This is a genomic window from Pantoea sp. EKM103V, assembly GCF_011800365.1.
GTDB classification, from domain to species: domain Bacteria; phylum Pseudomonadota; class Gammaproteobacteria; order Enterobacterales; family Enterobacteriaceae; genus Pantoea; species Pantoea anthophila.
Map to the genome: position 1 here is coordinate 26234 of NZ_JAALFQ010000011.1, position 16059 is coordinate 42292.

A 16059-nucleotide genomic window follows, 5' to 3' on the forward strand; every position below is an offset into this window, starting at 1 on the left:
AAATCCGGGCATTCAGCCTGCCTGTGTCTCAAATGCCGATCTGACCGCTTCCACGATGCGTCCGGACAGCGTCGCGTCGTCCAGCATCGGGAACGTTTTTTTAAGCTTGCCGGAGATCTGCCAGCCATTTTCCTTCAGCGAACGGATAATCCGGCTTGCATCCTGATCGGGCATTTCCACAACCTCTTTCAGACGCTGCTGCGCACGCTGAAATATGACTAACACGCGCGCTTCATCTGCCATTTCTGTTCGAACGGTGTGCTCTATCACTCTGCATGTATAGAGCACATGCTCGGTTAAGTCGGGATAACGCCAGGCGAAACGGGCATCCTCATAGTCGCTGAAAATGAAGTTACTTTGCGTGCCATCTTCATAGGTTTTGAGTTCACCAAACCGATAGCAGCCTGCATAACGCCGCATAAGCCGTTTAGAAAACACGTCCAGCGTGCGATCGTAACCGACGCGAAAGTCCATCGAGCTGGTGATGGTGGCCGAGACGGGCAGGATGACCCCATCTGGTATCGCTCCGTCACGAATCAGCGTGTCATTAATTAAAAAGCGATGGATCCGGCCATTGCCATCGCGCATGGGATGGATATAGACAAATCCAAACGCAACAACAGCGGCACGGGCCAGTGGCGCGGCTCCGTGCGTCGCCTGTTCAAAAGCCTTCAGCCCCTGCATGAAGCGAGGAACATCATCATAGTGCGGCGCAATATAGTGGACGATATCTTCACGCATTGTCGACTGCCCGACAAATACCGGCGAGCGTCGCAGACCCAGTCCCAGTGCATCCTGCCCCAGAATGCCCTGCTGTATCGTGTGCAGGCTGACATCGCTGAGTGGATCGTCCAGCTGACCGCAATACTGCGCGATAACGTGGGCAAACCGCTGAATGCGATCGCCCTGGTCCGACTCTTTCTCAATCAGAAAACTGGCGCGGGACTCTTTAAATGTCAGCCAGCTGGCGGTACGCATCAGAATATCTGCGCCAAAGGCCTTATCCAGATCTGAAAAGGCCGCATTGAGATCGAACGCCAGCGCCTGTTCAACGGCAGCTGTTCTGCGCACCAGGGGGCAGAAATCGATCGATCCCGGCAGGTTATCGTTAATGCGCCAGCGTCTGCTGCGTTTCACGGTGGTTCGGGTCAGATACGCTTTCGATGAAATCGCATCAATATAGCCGCCATTAGTGACATCGGGCACCTGCAGCAGGTTACCGGTCAGCCACTCATAGAAAAACCCTGCCCGACGCGCATATTGTCCGAACGGCTCCTGACGACACCACGCCTCCAGAGGTTCCGGCCCGATTACCGTAAACAGGCGGGCAAAAAACTCCAGGTGGATCTCCTCATATTTGAGACCAAAGGCAAAATGCCCGGCAAAGTTATCCTCCGGCTGATAACCAGGAGGATAGTAATTTTCTACCTGCCCCTGACTGTCATGATGAGAACGTACCGTTCCAATCGCTGATTTCACACGCAGTGGCTGCGCCAGTCTGATTGCATAACGTTCGCGCAATGCGCTAAAGCCGACCAGCATACTGAATCCTTTATTTTTCACGCTAAAACGATAACAGAAAGGATTTTTATCACGAAAACGATAATTTCGCTACGCCGACCCGGCTAATCTTTGTCCGAAAACGTGAATAAAAAAGTGAGTTGATGCGAAAACAGTAATGCAGACCCTATTCAGGGCTTAACCACGATGCACAAAAGCCCGATGACAATCATCACCACGCCCGCCAGACTATGCCAGCTGAACGCCTCATGAAATACCGGCAGAGAAACTGCAGCCAGCCAGACCAGCACATAACTCAGGCTGAGCAGCGGATAGACCCGGTTCAGGGGGAAATGTCCCAGCGCCCGGATCCAGCAGAGCATGGAGAGGCCATAGGCGCCCAGCCCCGCCACCAGCAGCAGGGCGGGCAGTAGGCCGATAGCGGGCAGTGACGTCAGGCTGCTGACATCGGGCAACTGCGGCATCGCCCAGCGCATCATCAGCTGCGCCGCCGAGACCAGCAGCACGCTGCAGGCAACCCATCCATACCCTTTCATATCTGACTCGCCATCAGCGCCACGCCGGTGACCACCAGCAGCGTGCCGGTTATCTGGCGCGGCGTTAGCCGTTCACGCCACAGGAGACGTCCGGCCAGCGCCACAAAAATAAAGTTAAGGCTCAGCATCGGGTAGGCCTGGCTGACCGGCACCCGCTGCAGCACCAATAGCCAGAGGAGCATCGCAACACCCAGCAGCAGCACGCTCACGCCAATCCAGCCAAGGCGCGTCCGGCGGGATACCGCCCTCGTCGCCTGCTTCTGACAAAGCTGTGCGCTGCAGCTGAGCAGACTGACCAGAATAATCAGCAGCAGCATTACTTCGTCTGGCTGTAGTAGAGGCAGACCAGCCTGCCCTGACGATAGACGGCGTCCGGCACCGGCACATCCTCATCGATATCGCTGTGAACCGAGTCCATCAGCAACAGCAGCGACACGCTCCCCTCGCGACGATGTGGGGCAAGCCAGCCGGCGAAATCTGCCCGTGAAACAAAGCGGGACTGCGCATCCGGGTAGCCGAGCCCATATTCCAGTTCACCCTTACTGTCATAGAAACCGATATCGCTGCGCTGCAGGTGCCAGGCGGCCGCAGAGGCGATGCCAGGGTTATCAGCCAGGATAAAGCGGCTGGCAGCCAGTTGCTTACTGATAACCGCCACAAAACGCTGCGGCTGTTTGGCATCGCGGATCTTATCGGGGATGGCCGCACCGATAACCAGCGCAAGGCCCAGCGGGCAAAGTGCCGCCGCCAGCCAGCGACGCGAGGAAGAACGGCAGCTGTATGCCCCCACCAGCCCCCAGCAGAGGAATGCCACTGCCGCCAGCACCAGCTTCAGCATCTCATGCGTGGCGAACAGCGCATGATGCGTCAGGCTCCAGGGGGCCAGCACCAGCAGTACGGCGGCCAGCGTCAGGATACCGAATATCAGGTTCAGCCAGCCATTCAGCGTCAGGGCGCGCCCTGCCCGCTGCGCAGCGTTCAGGCCATAATGGGCCATCAGCAGTGACAGCGGAACAAAACAGGGCAGGATATAGGTCGGGAGTTTGCCCTTGGCCAGACTGAAAAAAAGCAGCGGCATCACCGTCCAGCTCAGCAGATAGAGCGCACCGGGATGCTGATGACGCTCACGCCAGCCCGTAAGCAGAGCCCCCGGCAACAGTGCCAGCCACGGCAGCGTGCCCAGCAACAGAATCGGCAGGTAATACCAGAATGGGGCTTTGTGCTGCGCATTCGCTTCTGCGAAGCGCTGGATATGCTCGACCCAGAAGAAGTAGTGCCAGAAATCGGGAGCCTGATGATAAATGGCCAGCACCCAGGGCGCGCTGATTGCCGCAGCAGAGAGCAGCGCCAGTGGGCCGAAGCAGAGCAGCTCCGGCACTCTCCTGCGCCAGATCGCCCAAGGCAGGATTGTCAGTACCGGCAGCGCCAGTGCCAGAAAGCCTTTGGTCATGAATCCCATGCCGCAGGCCAGCCCTAGCAGCAGATAGCCGCCCACGCGCCCGGCGCGCCCACTGGCCTCTGTCGCCAGCCAGAAGCTGCACATGGCGGCCGCCAGCCAGAGCATCAGCATCGGATCGAGCACCGCATAGGTGCCGACCCCATAGACCAGCAGCGAGCTGAGGAAAATGATCGCGCCGGTGATCGCGGTTCGCGAGGAAGCAAACATCCGCCTGCCGAGCCAGAAAATCAGGGCGGCGGTCAGGGCAGTGGAGAATATCGAGCCGGCCCGTACGCCAAAATTATTGTGGCCAAACAGCCACTGACCCAGCGAGTTAATCCAGTAACCCGCAATCGGTTTTTCAAAATAGCGCAGGCCGAAAAAGTGCGGCGTGATCCAGTTGCCGGATGCCAGCATCTCCCGGCTGATCTCCGCATAGCGGGTTTCATCCGGCTGCCAGAGATCGCGGAACACCGGCGGGACAAGGTAATAGAGGATAAAAAAGCTGAAAAACAGCAGCCATATTGTCTGGTTACGTATCCGCACTAGTTCGCCTCTTCCATCCGTTTCTGGCAGCCCAGCCACCCTTCCCGTCCGGCAATTTCGCCTCTGACCACCCGGCCTAATGGCAGCGTCGTCAGATCGGCGGGCAGCAGTTCACTGAGCGGACAGAACTGAATGCCGTTATCGGCGGCCAGGGTCAGGAGGCGATCGAAGTCCGGGTAGCCGATGATCCCCTCCACTTCGGCATGAACGGTGTAAACCGCCCCCTCTTCCGCAGCGAGCATTCGGGTCAGAATGAAGTCGTTGTACCCCTCTGCGCTGACCTCGCGCCCCACCACCTCATCCCAGGTCGGCAGCGTCACCGGGATCTGCACCGTCCCAATCTGCCCATCTGGCAGCACCGGCCGGAACGGGCCGCTGCCGCGACAGTCGCTGTTGTAAGTGAATCCGAACGGCTGTTTAGCGGCGACCACTCGGCCATCCGCGCGCCATCCGGCGACGGCCGAGCAGCTGACCGGATGGCCGAGGATCTCACTCAGCAGGTCGGTGCCGCGCGCTATCTGCTCTGCCAGCTTTTCCTGCGGCCAGACGCCCGCCCAGGTCTGCCACGCAAAGTGGTCCCAGGCGTGCAGTCCCACCTCATGCTGACGGGTGGCGTCCTGAATAATGTGCCGCAGACGGCGCCCCATCTGCTTGCCTGGCCACGCCGTTCCGGCCAGCAGGATATCCCAGCCATAGAGCGACGCGGCCCGGGAACGCACCATTTTCAGGAGAAAGGCCGGTTTCACCAGCCGCCAGAGATGGCGGCCCATGTTGTCCGGCCCCACACTGAAGAAAAAGCTGGCCCGCACAGCATGACGCCGGAACAGCGTCAGCAGCGCCGGCACGCCCTGCTGCGTGCCGCGCCAGGTATCTACGTCAATCCGCAGACCGATCTTCTTCATCACTTATCAGCCTGTTGCTCAATGGTGCGCAGGAAGAAGTCGAGCGTGTTGTCGATGGTGACATCCATCGTCACGGTTGGGGTCCAGCCGAGTAAGCGGCGCGCATTGCGGATAGCAGGTTTGCGGTGCTCCACATCCTGATACCCTTTTCCGTAGTAGCTGCTGCTCTCCACTTCGCGGAAACCGGCAAACGGCGGGAACTGGCTGCGCAGTGGATGACGCTCAAAACTCTCCAGCAGCTGCTCGGCCAGCTCTTTGATACTGGCTTCGTTGTCCGGGTTACCGATATTGATGATCTGCCCATCACAATTCTGCTGTTTGTTCTCGATGATGCGGAACAGCGCCTCCACGCCATCTTTGATATCGGTAAAGCAGCGCTTCTGTTTGCCGCCGTCAATCAGCTTGATGGGCGAACCTTCCACCAGGTTGAGGATCAGCTGGGTAATGGCGCGGGAGCTGCCGATACGCGCGGCATTGAGGTTGTCCAGACGCGGCCCCATCCAGTTGAAAGGCCGGAACAGGGTAAAGCGCAGCCCCTCTTTTTCGCCATAAGCCCAGATCACCCGATCCAGCAGCTGTTTGGAGACCGAATAGATCCAGCGCTGTTTGTTGATCGGCCCGACCACCAGGTTGGAACAATCTTCATCGAAGCTGTCATCGGTACACATGCCGTACACCTCAGAGGTGGACGGGAAAATGATGCGCTTCTGATACTTCACACAGTCGCGAATGATTTTCAGGTTTTCTTCGAAATCGAGCTCAAACACGCGCAGCGGATTGCGGGTGTACTCAATCGGCGTGGCGATCGCCACCAGCGGCAGGATGACGTCACATTTCTTGATGTGATACTCAATCCATTCGGAGTGGATAGCGATGTCCCCTTCGACGAAGTGGAAACGCGGATGGTCGAGGAAGCGGCTGATGGCATCGGAACTGATATCCAGGCCATACACCTCGAAATGCGCATCCTCCAGCAGCCGTTCGGTAAGATGGTTACCGATAAAGCCGTTAACGCCGAGGATCAGCACCCGGGTGCGGCGCTGGAGCGCCGACTGCGGCTGCGAATAGAGCAGCGCGCCAGGCACCATGCCCAGACTTTGCGCCAGCTGACTGCCGTTCATATAGACGCCATGCTCGGACTGCCCGGTCTGGATTTCAAGCGCCCCCTCACCACAGGCAATCAGGAACGGCTGCTTAGAGATTACCGTGCCCGGTCTGGCCTGATGCGACTCGTGATGAACCCGGCTCTTCCAGACAATGAAACGGACCGACCCGGCGAAGGCAAAGGCACCAGGCCAGGGATCGGTGACCGCTCTGACCAGATTGTGGATCGTCTGAGCAGGCTGGTTCCAGTCAATCCGTCCATCTTCGGCGGTACGACGGCCGACACGGGTCGCCTGACTCTCATCCTGGGGCCACTCACTGACCTCACCCTGACGCAGACGGGGTAAAACGTCGCCCAGCAGCTGCTCTGCGACACTGATGAGTTTACGGTGCAGGGTCAGCGCATTGTCCTGGTCGTCGATAGCCACCGCCTGCTGCGCCAGAATATGACCGGCATCGGCACGCTTTACCATGCGATGCAGGGTGACACCCGTTTCACGTTCACCGTTCACCAGCGCCCAGTTGAGGGGTGCCCGCCCCCGGTATTTTGGCAGCAGCGAGCCATGCAGGTTAAAGGCCCCTTTTTGCGCGCATTGCAGGATCTCATCGCTGAGCAGATGGCGATAATAGAAGGAGAAAATCATCTCTGGCGCCATGCTGCGGATACGATCCAGCCAGATCGGGTGATTCGCCTCGTCGGGCGCATAGACCGGGATGCCATGCTCTGCCGCCAGACGCGCAACCGAGCCGAAAAAAGGATTTTCGGTCGCCACGTCGTTGTGGGTGAAAATGGCGGTGATCTCATAGCCTGCCTTCAGCAGCGCATTGATGCCGACACAGCCCATATCGTGATAGGCGAAAACGAGGGTCTTCATGATTGAGTATCCTGTACTGATGGCTCTTCTGGAGCCTGAACAATGCGTTGAACGAAATAGCGCGGACGCGCCCGAACGTCGTTATAAATGCGCCCGATGTACTCCCCGAGCAGTCCCATGCCCACAAACTGGGCACCCGTAAACATGAACAGCACGGCAAACAGAACAAAAACGCCATCCCCCGCCCAGGCCGCACCAAAGAAGAGGCGCAGAACAATCAGCACCAGCGAGAAAGCGAAGCCAGCGAGCGCAATCAGGCTGCCGATAACGCTGAGCAGTCGTAGGGGGGTGGTGGTCAGGCAGGTCACCAGGTCGTACATCAGGTTGATCAGGCGCATAAAGCTGTATTTCGAGTCGCCAAATGCCCGCTCAGCGTGGATCACCGGCAGTTCGATGGTGTGACGGGCAAAGGTGTTCGCCAGAATCGGAATAAAGGTGCTGCGCTCGTGGCAGTTGAGCATCGCCTCAACGATGTGGCGACGATAGGCGCGCAGCATGCAGCCGTAATCCCCCATCGCTTTGCCAGTCACTCGCTGGATCAGCCGGTTGAGCGTGCGCGAGGCTTTACGTCGGAACCAGGTGTCCTGGCGCTGCTGCCGGACCGTGCCGACCACGTCATAGCCCTGACGCGCCGCCTCAACCAGCCGCGGGATCTCCTCCGGCGGGTTCTGCAGATCGGCATCGAGCGTGATAATCAGATCGCCACGCACCTGACTGAAACCGGCCATGATGGCGGAGTGCTGGCCGTAATTGCGGTTGAGCAGCACACCGATGACCCGGCTGCCGGGTGCGGAAGCTGCCTGCTCAATCAGCTCGGCGGAACGGTCACTGCTGCCGTCATCGACCAGCAGAATTTCATAGTCCATCTGCAGTGTGTCGCAGGCGGCAGCGGTGCGCTGAAGTAGCTCCGGCAGGCTCTCCTGCTCGTTGTAGACCGGGATAACCACGGAGAGTCTGTTGATCGGTTTATTCTCGCCCATATCAGACTCCGGCAATGTCATGCAGCGCCTTAATGACGCGCTCGACATCCTGGTCCGTCATTGAGGGAAACAGGGGAATCGAACACATCTGCTGGCTGTTGCGTTCACTGGCGGGCAGACGTAAATCGGGATAGCGCTCGCGATAATATCTGTGGGTGTGGGCGGCCCGGAAATGCAGGCCACTGCCGATATTGCGCGCCTTCAGCGCCTGCATAAACGCATCACGCGACAGGCCACACTGGCGTTCATCAATACGGATAATAAACAGATGCCACGCATGCTGATGAGGCCAGGCGGGCAGTGACAGCGGCGTGAAAGGCAGTGCGCGCAGCGCGGCAAGATAACGTTCGGCAATCTCGCGGCGGCGTGCAATAAAATCGGGCAGTTTCTGTAACTGCACCAGCGCTATGGCTGCGCTGATGTCGGGCAGGTTATATTTAAAGCCGGGCATCATCACTTCTGCCTGCGGCAGTCGGCCCTGCGTCTGGCGATCAAAAGCATCAACGGCCAGACCATGAAACTTCAGGCTGCGTATGCGATCGGCCAGCGCGGCGTCATCGGTTACCACCAGGCCACCTTCCGCACAGGTAATATTTTTAATGGCGTGAAACGAAAAAATTGCCGTGCCGCGGTGCCCGATCGGCTTTCCGTGATAGGTCGTGCCTGCTGCATGTGCCGCATCTTCAATGATGGCAATGTTATGCTGCTCAGCCAGCTGGTAGATCGGGTTAAGATCGACCGGTGCGCCAGCGTAATGGACCGGAATAATGGCGCGGGTCCGGGGCGTAATCGCCTGTGCAATCAGTTCCGGCGTCACCATCAGGGTATCAGGGTCCACATCGAGCATGACCGGCGTGGCGCCCAGCAGCGTGATCAGATTCAGCGTGGAAACCCAGGTCATGGAGGGCGTAATCACCTCATCACCTGGCCCAATTCCCATTGCCATCAGCGTGACGTGCATTCCGGCGGTGGCAGAGCTGACGGCAATCGCGTGCAGGTTGCCGGTCAGGCGGACAAAGGCCTGCTCCAGACCGGCGCACTGAGCGCCGGTTGTGATCCAGCCCGAGTCAAAGACCGCTTTCACGGCTGACAGCTCTTCATCACCCAATGAGGGACGGGAAAAAGGCAAAAAATCCATGCTAAAACTCCTGCAGATCAAACCCATAAGCGATCGCGCGAAATTAATCAGGCACAACGCCGGAAACAGAACTTAAATAGCGATTTATCATCCGCCGGCAGGGATGTTATTTACCCCAGGCGTCCATTTCTGGAATAGGGGTTGCCGGACGGGTAATACAAACTAGCGCACGAAAGTTAACTGAACATTAAATGAAGGGAATGAATAACAATAAATTAATGCAGGGTTCATTTGGTCATTTCTGAAAAAGTTCACTGATATGCATTAATATCGCCTCCGGGCAGACTTCTTTTTGATTGATTGATGATTTGTTTATAAAACAACGTAATCTGCCGCTGAATGATCGGCTTTCCATTATGTCCGGTCAGGGAGCCTCTCAGATAAAAATAGCTTACTGAAGAACGCAGATGATTAATCACCGCCCTCTTACAATCCCGGTAAACGTCAGATTCCATATTCCCGCCTTAATGTATTCTTAATATTTCCCGTTATTTTTGCGCTGAGACGGCGGCCACCGTTAACGTTTCGTGAATCTCAGATGACAGCACGTTAATATTTGTCACATACGTCACGACAGAAAGGTAAAACAGTGTTACAAAGTCAATAAAATCGCGGTTTCAGGCGTCAGCGTTTGAGCCCGCTCAGAATGAGAAAATAGTGATGAACCGTGTCGCCTGCTTATACGCTCTGCTCGCCTTGTTCAGCCCGGCGCTTTACGCCGCCCCCGTCACCTATACCATCGCGCCTGAGAAAACGTCGATCGGCCTTTCATGGCGTGCCTTTGGTCATGACTTTTCTCAGGCCACACTGCGCGGCGTGACCGGCACGGTGACGCTTAATCGCGATGAAGAGCGTGATGACCATATTGACGTCACCATTCCGGTCGCGACGCTGGTGGCCTCAAACAGGCTGTTAACCTGGCAACTGAAAAGCGATCTGTTTTTCGATGCAGAGCATTATCCGCAGATTCACTTCGTCAGCAGCCGCGTTGCCTCGATGGGGGGCGCTGATTACCGGATTTTCGGGTTGTTAACGGTCAAAGATGTCAGCCGGCCAGTGGTGATGCTGGCCACGCTCGACAGCGGACAGGCCTTTGACCCCGCCTCAGATTCGCTGGCCCTGCATGCCTCGACCGCGATTTCCCGCACGGCATTCCGGGTGGATCGGCTGGTCGGCGTGGTGGATGATCGCGTCAACATTGCACTGACCATTGCGGCGGAAATGAAGCGGCCGCTGTCCTCACCGTTAACCTCGTCCCGATAAGGGTTGTCCCTTAACCTGACTCGCAATATAAACGCTCAGGTCAGGCTAAAAAACTATAGCCAACCTGAATACTAAAATAAAAAACTATATATGCGGCTTTCGCAGCTTTAATCTTTTATGACTTCGGGGTGGCGTTAATATTGCTTCTGGTGCGGCTTAACGTTTATGAACTGCGTGTTCAGAGAGAACCGGACAGCCTGCATCAATCAATTAACAGGCAGGCAGAAAGATCGCAACGGGGCGGGCCCGACGGATATTACGGCACGCCAGGGCAGATCTGCGTACTGACGACATTATGAGAATCTGGTTTGGAACACGCTTTATCCCCGATGCGCACGACAACAGAAAGGGTGCTGCATGCCATCGTCTTTGAGGTGGTCGCCAATTGTCTGGTGTTCATCATTCTGATGATCTGCGCCTCCGCGGCGCCTGCGCAGTCGGCACTGTTGACGGTAGCTTCATCAGCACTGGCGATGGGATGGAACTATCTGTTTAACCTGTTGTTTGACCAGTTCCTGTTGCGAAAAGGCATGAAAAAAAGCTGGCGGATAAGATGCCTTCACGCCCTGTTATTTGAAGCGGGGTTGTTAGTGGTATTAATCCCCTTTGCCGCATGGTGGCTGGATATCTCGCTGCTTTCAGCGTTGAAGCTTGAATGCGGTCTGGTGCTGTTCTTTCTGGTTTATACCTGTCTGTTCAATCTGCTATGGGATTATGGAAGAGAATTGCAAACACATTATGAATAAAGTCTATTATCTGGAAAAGTTAAGAAACTGCCCCTCCAGGGATATCCTGGATATCGTGACAAGCTATATGCGTAAAAAACTGCCTTATGACGATCTCTCTTCCTTTGAAGGTGCCTACGATCATCGCAAAGCCGAGCTGATAATGAATGAGACCTTCACTGAAGTACCTGCAGATGTCTGGCGACTGGTCTGCTGATCCGGTCAGATAATCAGCAGACAGGGCATCACGTCATCCGGTAATGACGTGATGCCCGGCGAGCAGGAAACCGTGCGCGATCAGAAATGATATGACAACCCGATCAGCCCGCTGTAATCCGTATTAAAGACGCTCCCAAAACTGCTATCGACTTTTGCATTCACAGAAAGGTCAGGGAGAATTTCGCCCTCCAGCCCGATACTGCTGCGGTAGCGGTCATCAGACCAGGCGCTGTAGCGCCGGTCAGACTGGCGATCGGAGAGCGTGGTCGTGGATCCTCTCCTGCCCGGTGAAGCGTGATAAGAGAGGCTGGCATTAAGATTAACCTTTGGCAGTAAAGTCCCCAGGCCGCGTTTCTGCACCATTACCCCACTGGTGGTGAAGCAGGGCGTGGCTGAACTTAATGAGACTGTCGCATCTTCCCCCTTAAGGCTATAGCCGGACAGGATACCGGCGCTGACGCCGACAAAAGGCGCAACAGAGATCGTGTCGTCGGCCAGACGAAACTGATAGCCGGTGCGCAGACTCCCCGCCACTATGTGACTCTCCTTTTTCACCCCCGGGATGCGTAATGCAGGATCGAGGCTTATTTCCTGAGTCAGAAACATATAGCGGCTGGCGGCATCCGCGAACCATCCGCCATCACGCTGCCAGGCATAATAGGCACCTAATGTGGCCAGACGGTGTTTCTCCTGTCCCCCTCCTTTCACCTCACCCAGGGTGTAGCTGGCACTGACGCCTGCCGTATGCGCACCGCCGCGCCTGTCCCAGCCGACATTCAGCGTCTGCTGGTCACTCGTCAGGCCCAGAAAATGCCCTTGTGATTGCTCAATTGCGGCCAAGCTGCCGCTGCGATCCGGGGAGGCGCGCAGACTCTCTGTCCGGTTGTGCAGCTGGCTGACAGCCTCACTGACAATATATTGCCGCGCGGCCATCAAAGCGCGGGTTTGCTGAATCAGTGGCTGGTTGTCATAAACCGTGAACCACTCATCCGGATTGAACGCGGTTTTTTGGGTGTCCTTTTCGGCTTCTGCTGTAGCCTGCGCCTCTGCTTGCGCTTCAGGCTTTGCTTTCTCTTTTTCAGCAGCGGCTGGCTGCTCTGCTGGAGCCTCGGGGTCAGAGGTCACATCCGTTACCGGGGTGGGCTCTGGCGTTACGTCTGCAACAGGGATGACGTCTGATACAGGTGCGGGTTCCGGAACCGGGGTAACATCCGGCAGAGGCATCGGCTCTGGTGCCGGCGTGACATCTGTCACCGGCGCGGGCTCTGGCGCGATATCCGGTACAGGGGGCGGCTCCGGCGTGGCATCGGGTTCTGGTTCTGGTTCTGCCGTTTTACGGCTTTCAAGCACCCATAGCACGCGATTGTTATTCTCTTTCACCTCATAATTCGGCGTGTAAACACTGAATCCGCTGTAACTGTCAGCAAAGGAGAAGTAGCTGTGTGACGTGCCAGCAGGGGCATCCACCATCACCAGATCCTGAGATAAGGTGGCCTGCCCTTCGTTGCCCAGTAACAGGCTCACGTCCAGCAGATTATCGCCTCCGCTGACAGCGTTTTTAACCATCAACCGATCGTTTTCACTTGTTGAGGGTTTAGCGCCCAGCAGCAGCTTCAGCCCGGTTGCGTCCAGGGTATCCACGCTCAGCGTTTTGGGACGCCAGCTACCCGCTGGCACCATCGAAAGCGAAGCGCCACGCTGTGCCCGGAGTGATGTGACGTTACTGTGGCTGGTCATACTCCAGTTTGCGTCTGACGCCAGGGTCATCTGGCTGCTGCCGGATGATGTCACCGCACCCTGATAATCTACTTTACCCAGATAGAGCGACGCATGGTCTGCCAGCCGGACATCACCTTCAACCTCACTGGCAGGCAGCCGCGCCAGCGTCTCTGCACTTCGTACAGGCTGACTGCAGCGAGTCTCATCGGCGTAAATGGGAGCATAACAACGCCAGCTCTTCTCCCCTGTCAGCGGGCTGTCATTGTAGCCAAATGAGAGCGTGGCTGACTCAGCAGCAACAAAATTCGCTTTGACGCCAGCGTACTCTCCCGCCTGGAAAAAAGCCCCGGCACCCACATTAATCTGCCTGGCGCTGAAAAGTGAGGTGCGCCAGTCGTCATCAATCACCACTCCTCCTGCATGCGCCACGGGCTGTCCCGACAGAATCAGCGTGCCATTATCCACATTCAGATCGCCATTCAGATTCATTCCACCGGTCAGGGCAGTAATGGCCGTCGCGTTGCGCGGCTGGATGTTAACGTTCATCGCGCCATTCAGGATATTTTCCCGTGTCTCACCAAGAAAACCGCGAAAAGCCTGAACGTTAAGTTGCGTCAGACGGTGATTGATAGCTTCATTTGCGTCGGTACCAAGATAAGTCCAAGTTTTCGTCGACGATTTATCGGTAGGGAAGTACCAGTATGAGGCAGTATTTAACTGAAAATATTCGGTCTCCTTCGTATAGGGATTGTTATAAACATAAATGTTACCTGGCGTTCCTTCAGGAGTCCTGCTGCTGAAGGTGTAGAAAGGGACGTCGGCGGCGGTACTGCCCGTAATGTTGAGCGTCGCCGTGGTATCACTGTGGTTGACCAGTTTAGCCCCACCATCCGTATGATTAATTTTTTTGAAGGTCAACGCATTGCCATTTAAATCTAAATGACCACCGCGATAGCCAAAGAAAATCTGGTCAGTCGCGACCTGATGCTCATCGTTTAACACGACAGTTGGCCGGCCACTGACTAACGTCACGGCGGAAAAGGCCTGTTTGTTACCTGAAGTATCAGCCTGCTGATCCAATATAACGCTGCCGTCGCCCACATTCAGTGAGCCCGCATTCACGCCTTCAGCCTTCACGTGGAGCGTGCCCGCGCCAATTTTATGCAGCGCATCGCTGGCTAACCCGTTAACCTGCCAGACAACTTTTTTGCCGGCGTCTACCTCGACCCCGCCCCCTGCCCAGGTTGCGTTCACGCCGCTGGCTGAAGTCAGGGTGTAATCACTGGAAAACTGGAGTTTTCCCGCGCCCATATTGATCGGTGTGCTTAATGTGATCAGCCCACCATCTCCGTTAAAACGAAGATCTTTCGTGGCATCCAGTTCAGATGTGGAGGCTTTAGCAGGGGCGACGGACGCATAGGCTGAGGTCAGCCCCGACCAGGACCATGAAACGCCATCCTGTTTTATTGCATCGTCGTTCCATAAAACCGTGCCATTTCCGGCGCGATCAACAACGTCCGGCGAGGTATTGGCTGCCTGTACTGAAGCGACAAAATCACCGGGGATGTAACCTGCGACGGCGCGCTTGCGGTAGAGACCGCTGTCAGCGTCATAGCCGACGTGCACCGCAACCAGTTTCCATTGCTGCCCGATGTCGTCCCAGGCAAAAACCGGACTGCCGCTGTCTCCGGCATTAGCTCCGATTGACAGGGGTGTGGTATCTGCATCGTCAGGCCCAAGGTTGTAGTAGCGCAGATAGCTATTATTGGAAATGTCGCGCACATTCGCCGCACCGATAGTGCCACCCGATTTCCAGTTGTAAGCACCCGTCAGGCGTACCCGCTTCGTCTGCTCATCATTAATTTGCTCCTGTGTTCCTGTTCCTGCCCGCGTATACCAGGCATAACGTGATTTATAGTCAGACAGAAAGTCCGCTTTGGAGACATAAGAATAGGGGGCGGCTTCAGTGACGACCTTATCAAGGCGTGGCGCATGGAAATCCTGCGTGCTGAGATCATTGCGATTGATAAGACGGTAAGCGGTGGCGTATCCGGCCCCGTTGCCAAACTCCACCGTTTTATAACCGGTATTGTGCTTAACACTCAGCACATAGGAAGGCGAAACGAGCGTCGCATAACCTGACGAAGAGACTCCGCCAAAATCGGGAACAGGAAAACGAAGATAGTCAGAAAGTGATCCCTCTTTTTTATAAACCGGAACATTCATTGCCCCGGCATTATAGTTACCCAGGTTTTCGGCAAAATCCCGATAGGTCTGCACGTCGATATCATTAAGCATAATACCAGCATACGAAGCAGTGCAGTTAAAAAAGGTGCAGCATAGCGCCGCGCGCCCGAAATATCTCAACAGAATATCCTCATGCGGCCATTATTATTTGCGAGAAGATTTTAATCTGACAAATAGTATCACCTGGCAAATCCTTCCCTGAATCCACAACAGGTACTGATATTGACCAGCATCAAAAAAAACAGGCCATACACCAGCAGGACATCGATAAGCTATTGAACAGAATGACAATAAAATAAATACCAGAATGGAATGGTTATTAATTTAATATTAAATCAACATAGACCTGAAAGGCTTTAGATTGAATAGCTGACTAAAAATAAAAGCAAACAGACACATATGGATAAGAAAAAAACCAGATACTGTCTGAAGACAGACCTGTTTTATGTAAGGTAAAAAGAAATACCTTTTCGTGACAGTGGGGGTAAACATAAAATATTAGCTCGGGAAGCCTTCGCCTGAATCGAAAAGATAACTCTATTCAGGCGAGGTCTGAAATTACTGCGGGTGGTCGCGGTGATACAGTGCCCATTGCTCAATACGCTCGCCAGACGGCAGCAGACAGTAAAGGGTACTGTCTGCCGGAGATATTCCCTTTACTTCCTGGCCGCCACGCTGAAGGCACCAGACGCTGGCAGGATTACGCATTGTCATACGCTGCGGTTGCTGAGCGTGTGGAGCACAGGCTGTAAGTTGCAAAGCCAGCATCATCACTGAAATGCCGGACATCTGTTTTATACGCATAATGAAAGCCTCGGGAATAACGTATTCAAAATAGAGAATGAA

At 55.6% G+C, this 16059-nt stretch carries 14 protein-coding genes; 3 read left to right on the forward strand and 11 right to left on the reverse strand.

All coding sequences use genetic code 11. The features are described from left to right. Window positions 1-12: 12 nt before the first annotated feature. The 9 genes from HFD97_RS18310 to HFD97_RS18350 all read right to left on the reverse strand — a co-directional run bounded on the left by HFD97_RS18310 (window position 13) and on the right by HFD97_RS18350 (window position 9495). Entirely contained in the window at window positions 13-1542 is a 1530-nt protein-coding gene (locus HFD97_RS18310; RefSeq protein ID WP_167432290.1) for a Fic family protein, read from the reverse strand. A 149-nt stretch (window positions 1543-1691) separates the two neighbouring features. Then, window positions 1692-2057, reverse strand: a complete 366-nt coding sequence (gene arnF / locus HFD97_RS18315) for a 4-amino-4-deoxy-L-arabinose-phosphoundecaprenol flippase subunit ArnF (RefSeq protein ID WP_009093165.1) — start codon at window positions 2055-2057, stop codon at window positions 1692-1694. Further along, the gene (gene arnE, locus HFD97_RS18320) at window positions 2054-2374 is read right to left on the reverse strand and encodes a 4-amino-4-deoxy-L-arabinose-phosphoundecaprenol flippase subunit ArnE (protein WP_167432289.1); all 321 of its coding nucleotides are present in this window, start codon (window positions 2372-2374) and stop codon (window positions 2054-2056) included. Before arnE ends, arnF begins: the two co-directional genes overlap by 4 nt. Continuing rightward, on the reverse strand, window positions 2374-4041 hold the full coding sequence (gene arnT, locus HFD97_RS18325; protein ID WP_167432288.1) for a lipid IV(A) 4-amino-4-deoxy-L-arabinosyltransferase: 1668 nt from the start codon (window positions 4039-4041) through the stop codon (window positions 2374-2376). Before arnT ends, arnE begins: the two co-directional genes overlap by 1 nt. Beyond that, window positions 4041-4943, reverse strand: coding sequence for a 4-deoxy-4-formamido-L-arabinose-phosphoundecaprenol deformylase (gene arnD / locus HFD97_RS18330; RefSeq protein ID WP_009093171.1), 903 nt, complete (start codon window positions 4941-4943; stop codon window positions 4041-4043). Before arnD ends, arnT begins: the two co-directional genes overlap by 1 nt. Beyond that, window positions 4943-6922, reverse strand: coding sequence for a bifunctional UDP-4-amino-4-deoxy-L-arabinose formyltransferase/UDP-glucuronic acid oxidase ArnA (arnA, locus tag HFD97_RS18335; RefSeq protein ID WP_167434911.1), 1980 nt, complete (start codon window positions 6920-6922; stop codon window positions 4943-4945). Before arnA ends, arnD begins: the two co-directional genes overlap by 1 nt. Further along, window positions 6919-7902 carry an undecaprenyl-phosphate 4-deoxy-4-formamido-L-arabinose transferase gene (gene arnC, locus HFD97_RS18340; RefSeq protein ID WP_058957519.1) on the reverse strand — a complete coding sequence of 328 codons (984 nt, stop codon included), beginning with the start codon at window positions 7900-7902 and terminating at the stop codon, window positions 6919-6921. Before arnC ends, arnA begins: the two co-directional genes overlap by 4 nt. Window position 7903: 1 nt before the next feature. Further along, complete coding sequence (arnB, locus tag HFD97_RS18345) at window positions 7904-9040, reverse strand: UDP-4-amino-4-deoxy-L-arabinose aminotransferase (protein WP_167432360.1); 1137 nt, start codon at window positions 9038-9040, stop codon at window positions 7904-7906. A 251-nt stretch (window positions 9041-9291) separates the two neighbouring features. Next, window positions 9292-9495 (reverse strand): hypothetical protein, encoded by a 204-nt coding sequence (locus HFD97_RS18350; RefSeq protein WP_167432359.1) that lies wholly within the window; start codon window positions 9493-9495, stop codon window positions 9292-9294. Window positions 9496-9700: 205 nt separating this feature from the next. Between HFD97_RS18350 and HFD97_RS18355 the strand changes: the two genes are divergently transcribed. From HFD97_RS18355 to HFD97_RS18365, 3 genes are all read left to right on the forward strand, one after another. Further along, window positions 9701-10303 (forward strand): YceI family protein, encoded by a 603-nt coding sequence (locus tag HFD97_RS18355; RefSeq protein ID WP_167432366.1) that lies wholly within the window; start codon window positions 9701-9703, stop codon window positions 10301-10303. 308 nt (window positions 10304-10611) lie between these two features. Continuing rightward, window positions 10612-11049, forward strand: a complete 438-nt coding sequence (locus HFD97_RS18360) for a PACE efflux transporter (protein ID WP_050544672.1) — start codon at window positions 10612-10614, stop codon at window positions 11047-11049. After that, on the forward strand, window positions 11042-11245 hold the full coding sequence (locus tag HFD97_RS18365) for an Hha/YmoA family nucleoid-associated regulatory protein (protein ID WP_009093180.1): 204 nt from the start codon (window positions 11042-11044) through the stop codon (window positions 11243-11245). The genes HFD97_RS18360 and HFD97_RS18365 overlap by 8 nt, the downstream gene beginning before the upstream one ends. An 80-nt stretch (window positions 11246-11325) precedes the next feature. Here HFD97_RS18365 and HFD97_RS18370 read toward each other — a convergent pair whose 3' ends face one another. Further along, entirely contained in the window at window positions 11326-15246 is a 3921-nt protein-coding gene (locus tag HFD97_RS18370; RefSeq protein ID WP_185155364.1) for a S6 family peptidase, read from the reverse strand. Between the two features lie 525 nt (window positions 15247-15771). Continuing rightward, complete coding sequence (locus tag HFD97_RS18375) at window positions 15772-16017, reverse strand: DUF333 domain-containing protein (RefSeq protein WP_150030287.1); 246 nt, start codon at window positions 16015-16017, stop codon at window positions 15772-15774. Between the last annotated feature and the right edge of the window lie 42 nt (window positions 16018-16059).

Coding starts and splice junctions, on each gene's coding strand:
- HFD97_RS18310 (WP_167432290.1), bottom strand. CDS start 1,542: ATGCTGGTCGGCTTTAGCGCATTGCGCGAACGTTATGCAATCAGACTG.
- arnF (WP_009093165.1), bottom strand. CDS start 2,057: ATGAAAGGGTATGGATGGGTTGCCTGCAGCGTGCTGCTGGTCTCGGCG.
- arnE (WP_167432289.1), bottom strand. CDS start 2,374: ATGCTGCTGCTGATTATTCTGGTCAGTCTGCTCAGCTGCAGCGCACAG.
- arnD (WP_009093171.1), bottom strand. CDS start 4,943: ATGAAGAAGATCGGTCTGCGGATTGACGTAGATACCTGGCGCGGCACG.
- arnA (WP_167434911.1), bottom strand. CDS start 6,922: ATGAAGACCCTCGTTTTCGCCTATCACGATATGGGCTGTGTCGGCATC.
- arnC (WP_058957519.1), bottom strand. CDS start 7,902: ATGGGCGAGAATAAACCGATCAACAGACTCTCCGTGGTTATCCCGGTC.
- arnB (WP_167432360.1), bottom strand. CDS start 9,040: ATGGATTTTTTGCCTTTTTCCCGTCCCTCATTGGGTGATGAAGAGCTG.
- HFD97_RS18350 (WP_167432359.1), bottom strand. CDS start 9,495: ATGGAATCTGACGTTTACCGGGATTGTAAGAGGGCGGTGATTAATCAT.
- HFD97_RS18355 (WP_167432366.1), top strand. CDS start 9,701: ATGAACCGTGTCGCCTGCTTATACGCTCTGCTCGCCTTGTTCAGCCCG.
- HFD97_RS18365 (WP_009093180.1), top strand. CDS start 11,042: ATGAATAAAGTCTATTATCTGGAAAAGTTAAGAAACTGCCCCTCCAGG.
- HFD97_RS18375 (WP_150030287.1), bottom strand. CDS start 16,017: ATGCGTATAAAACAGATGTCCGGCATTTCAGTGATGATGCTGGCTTTG.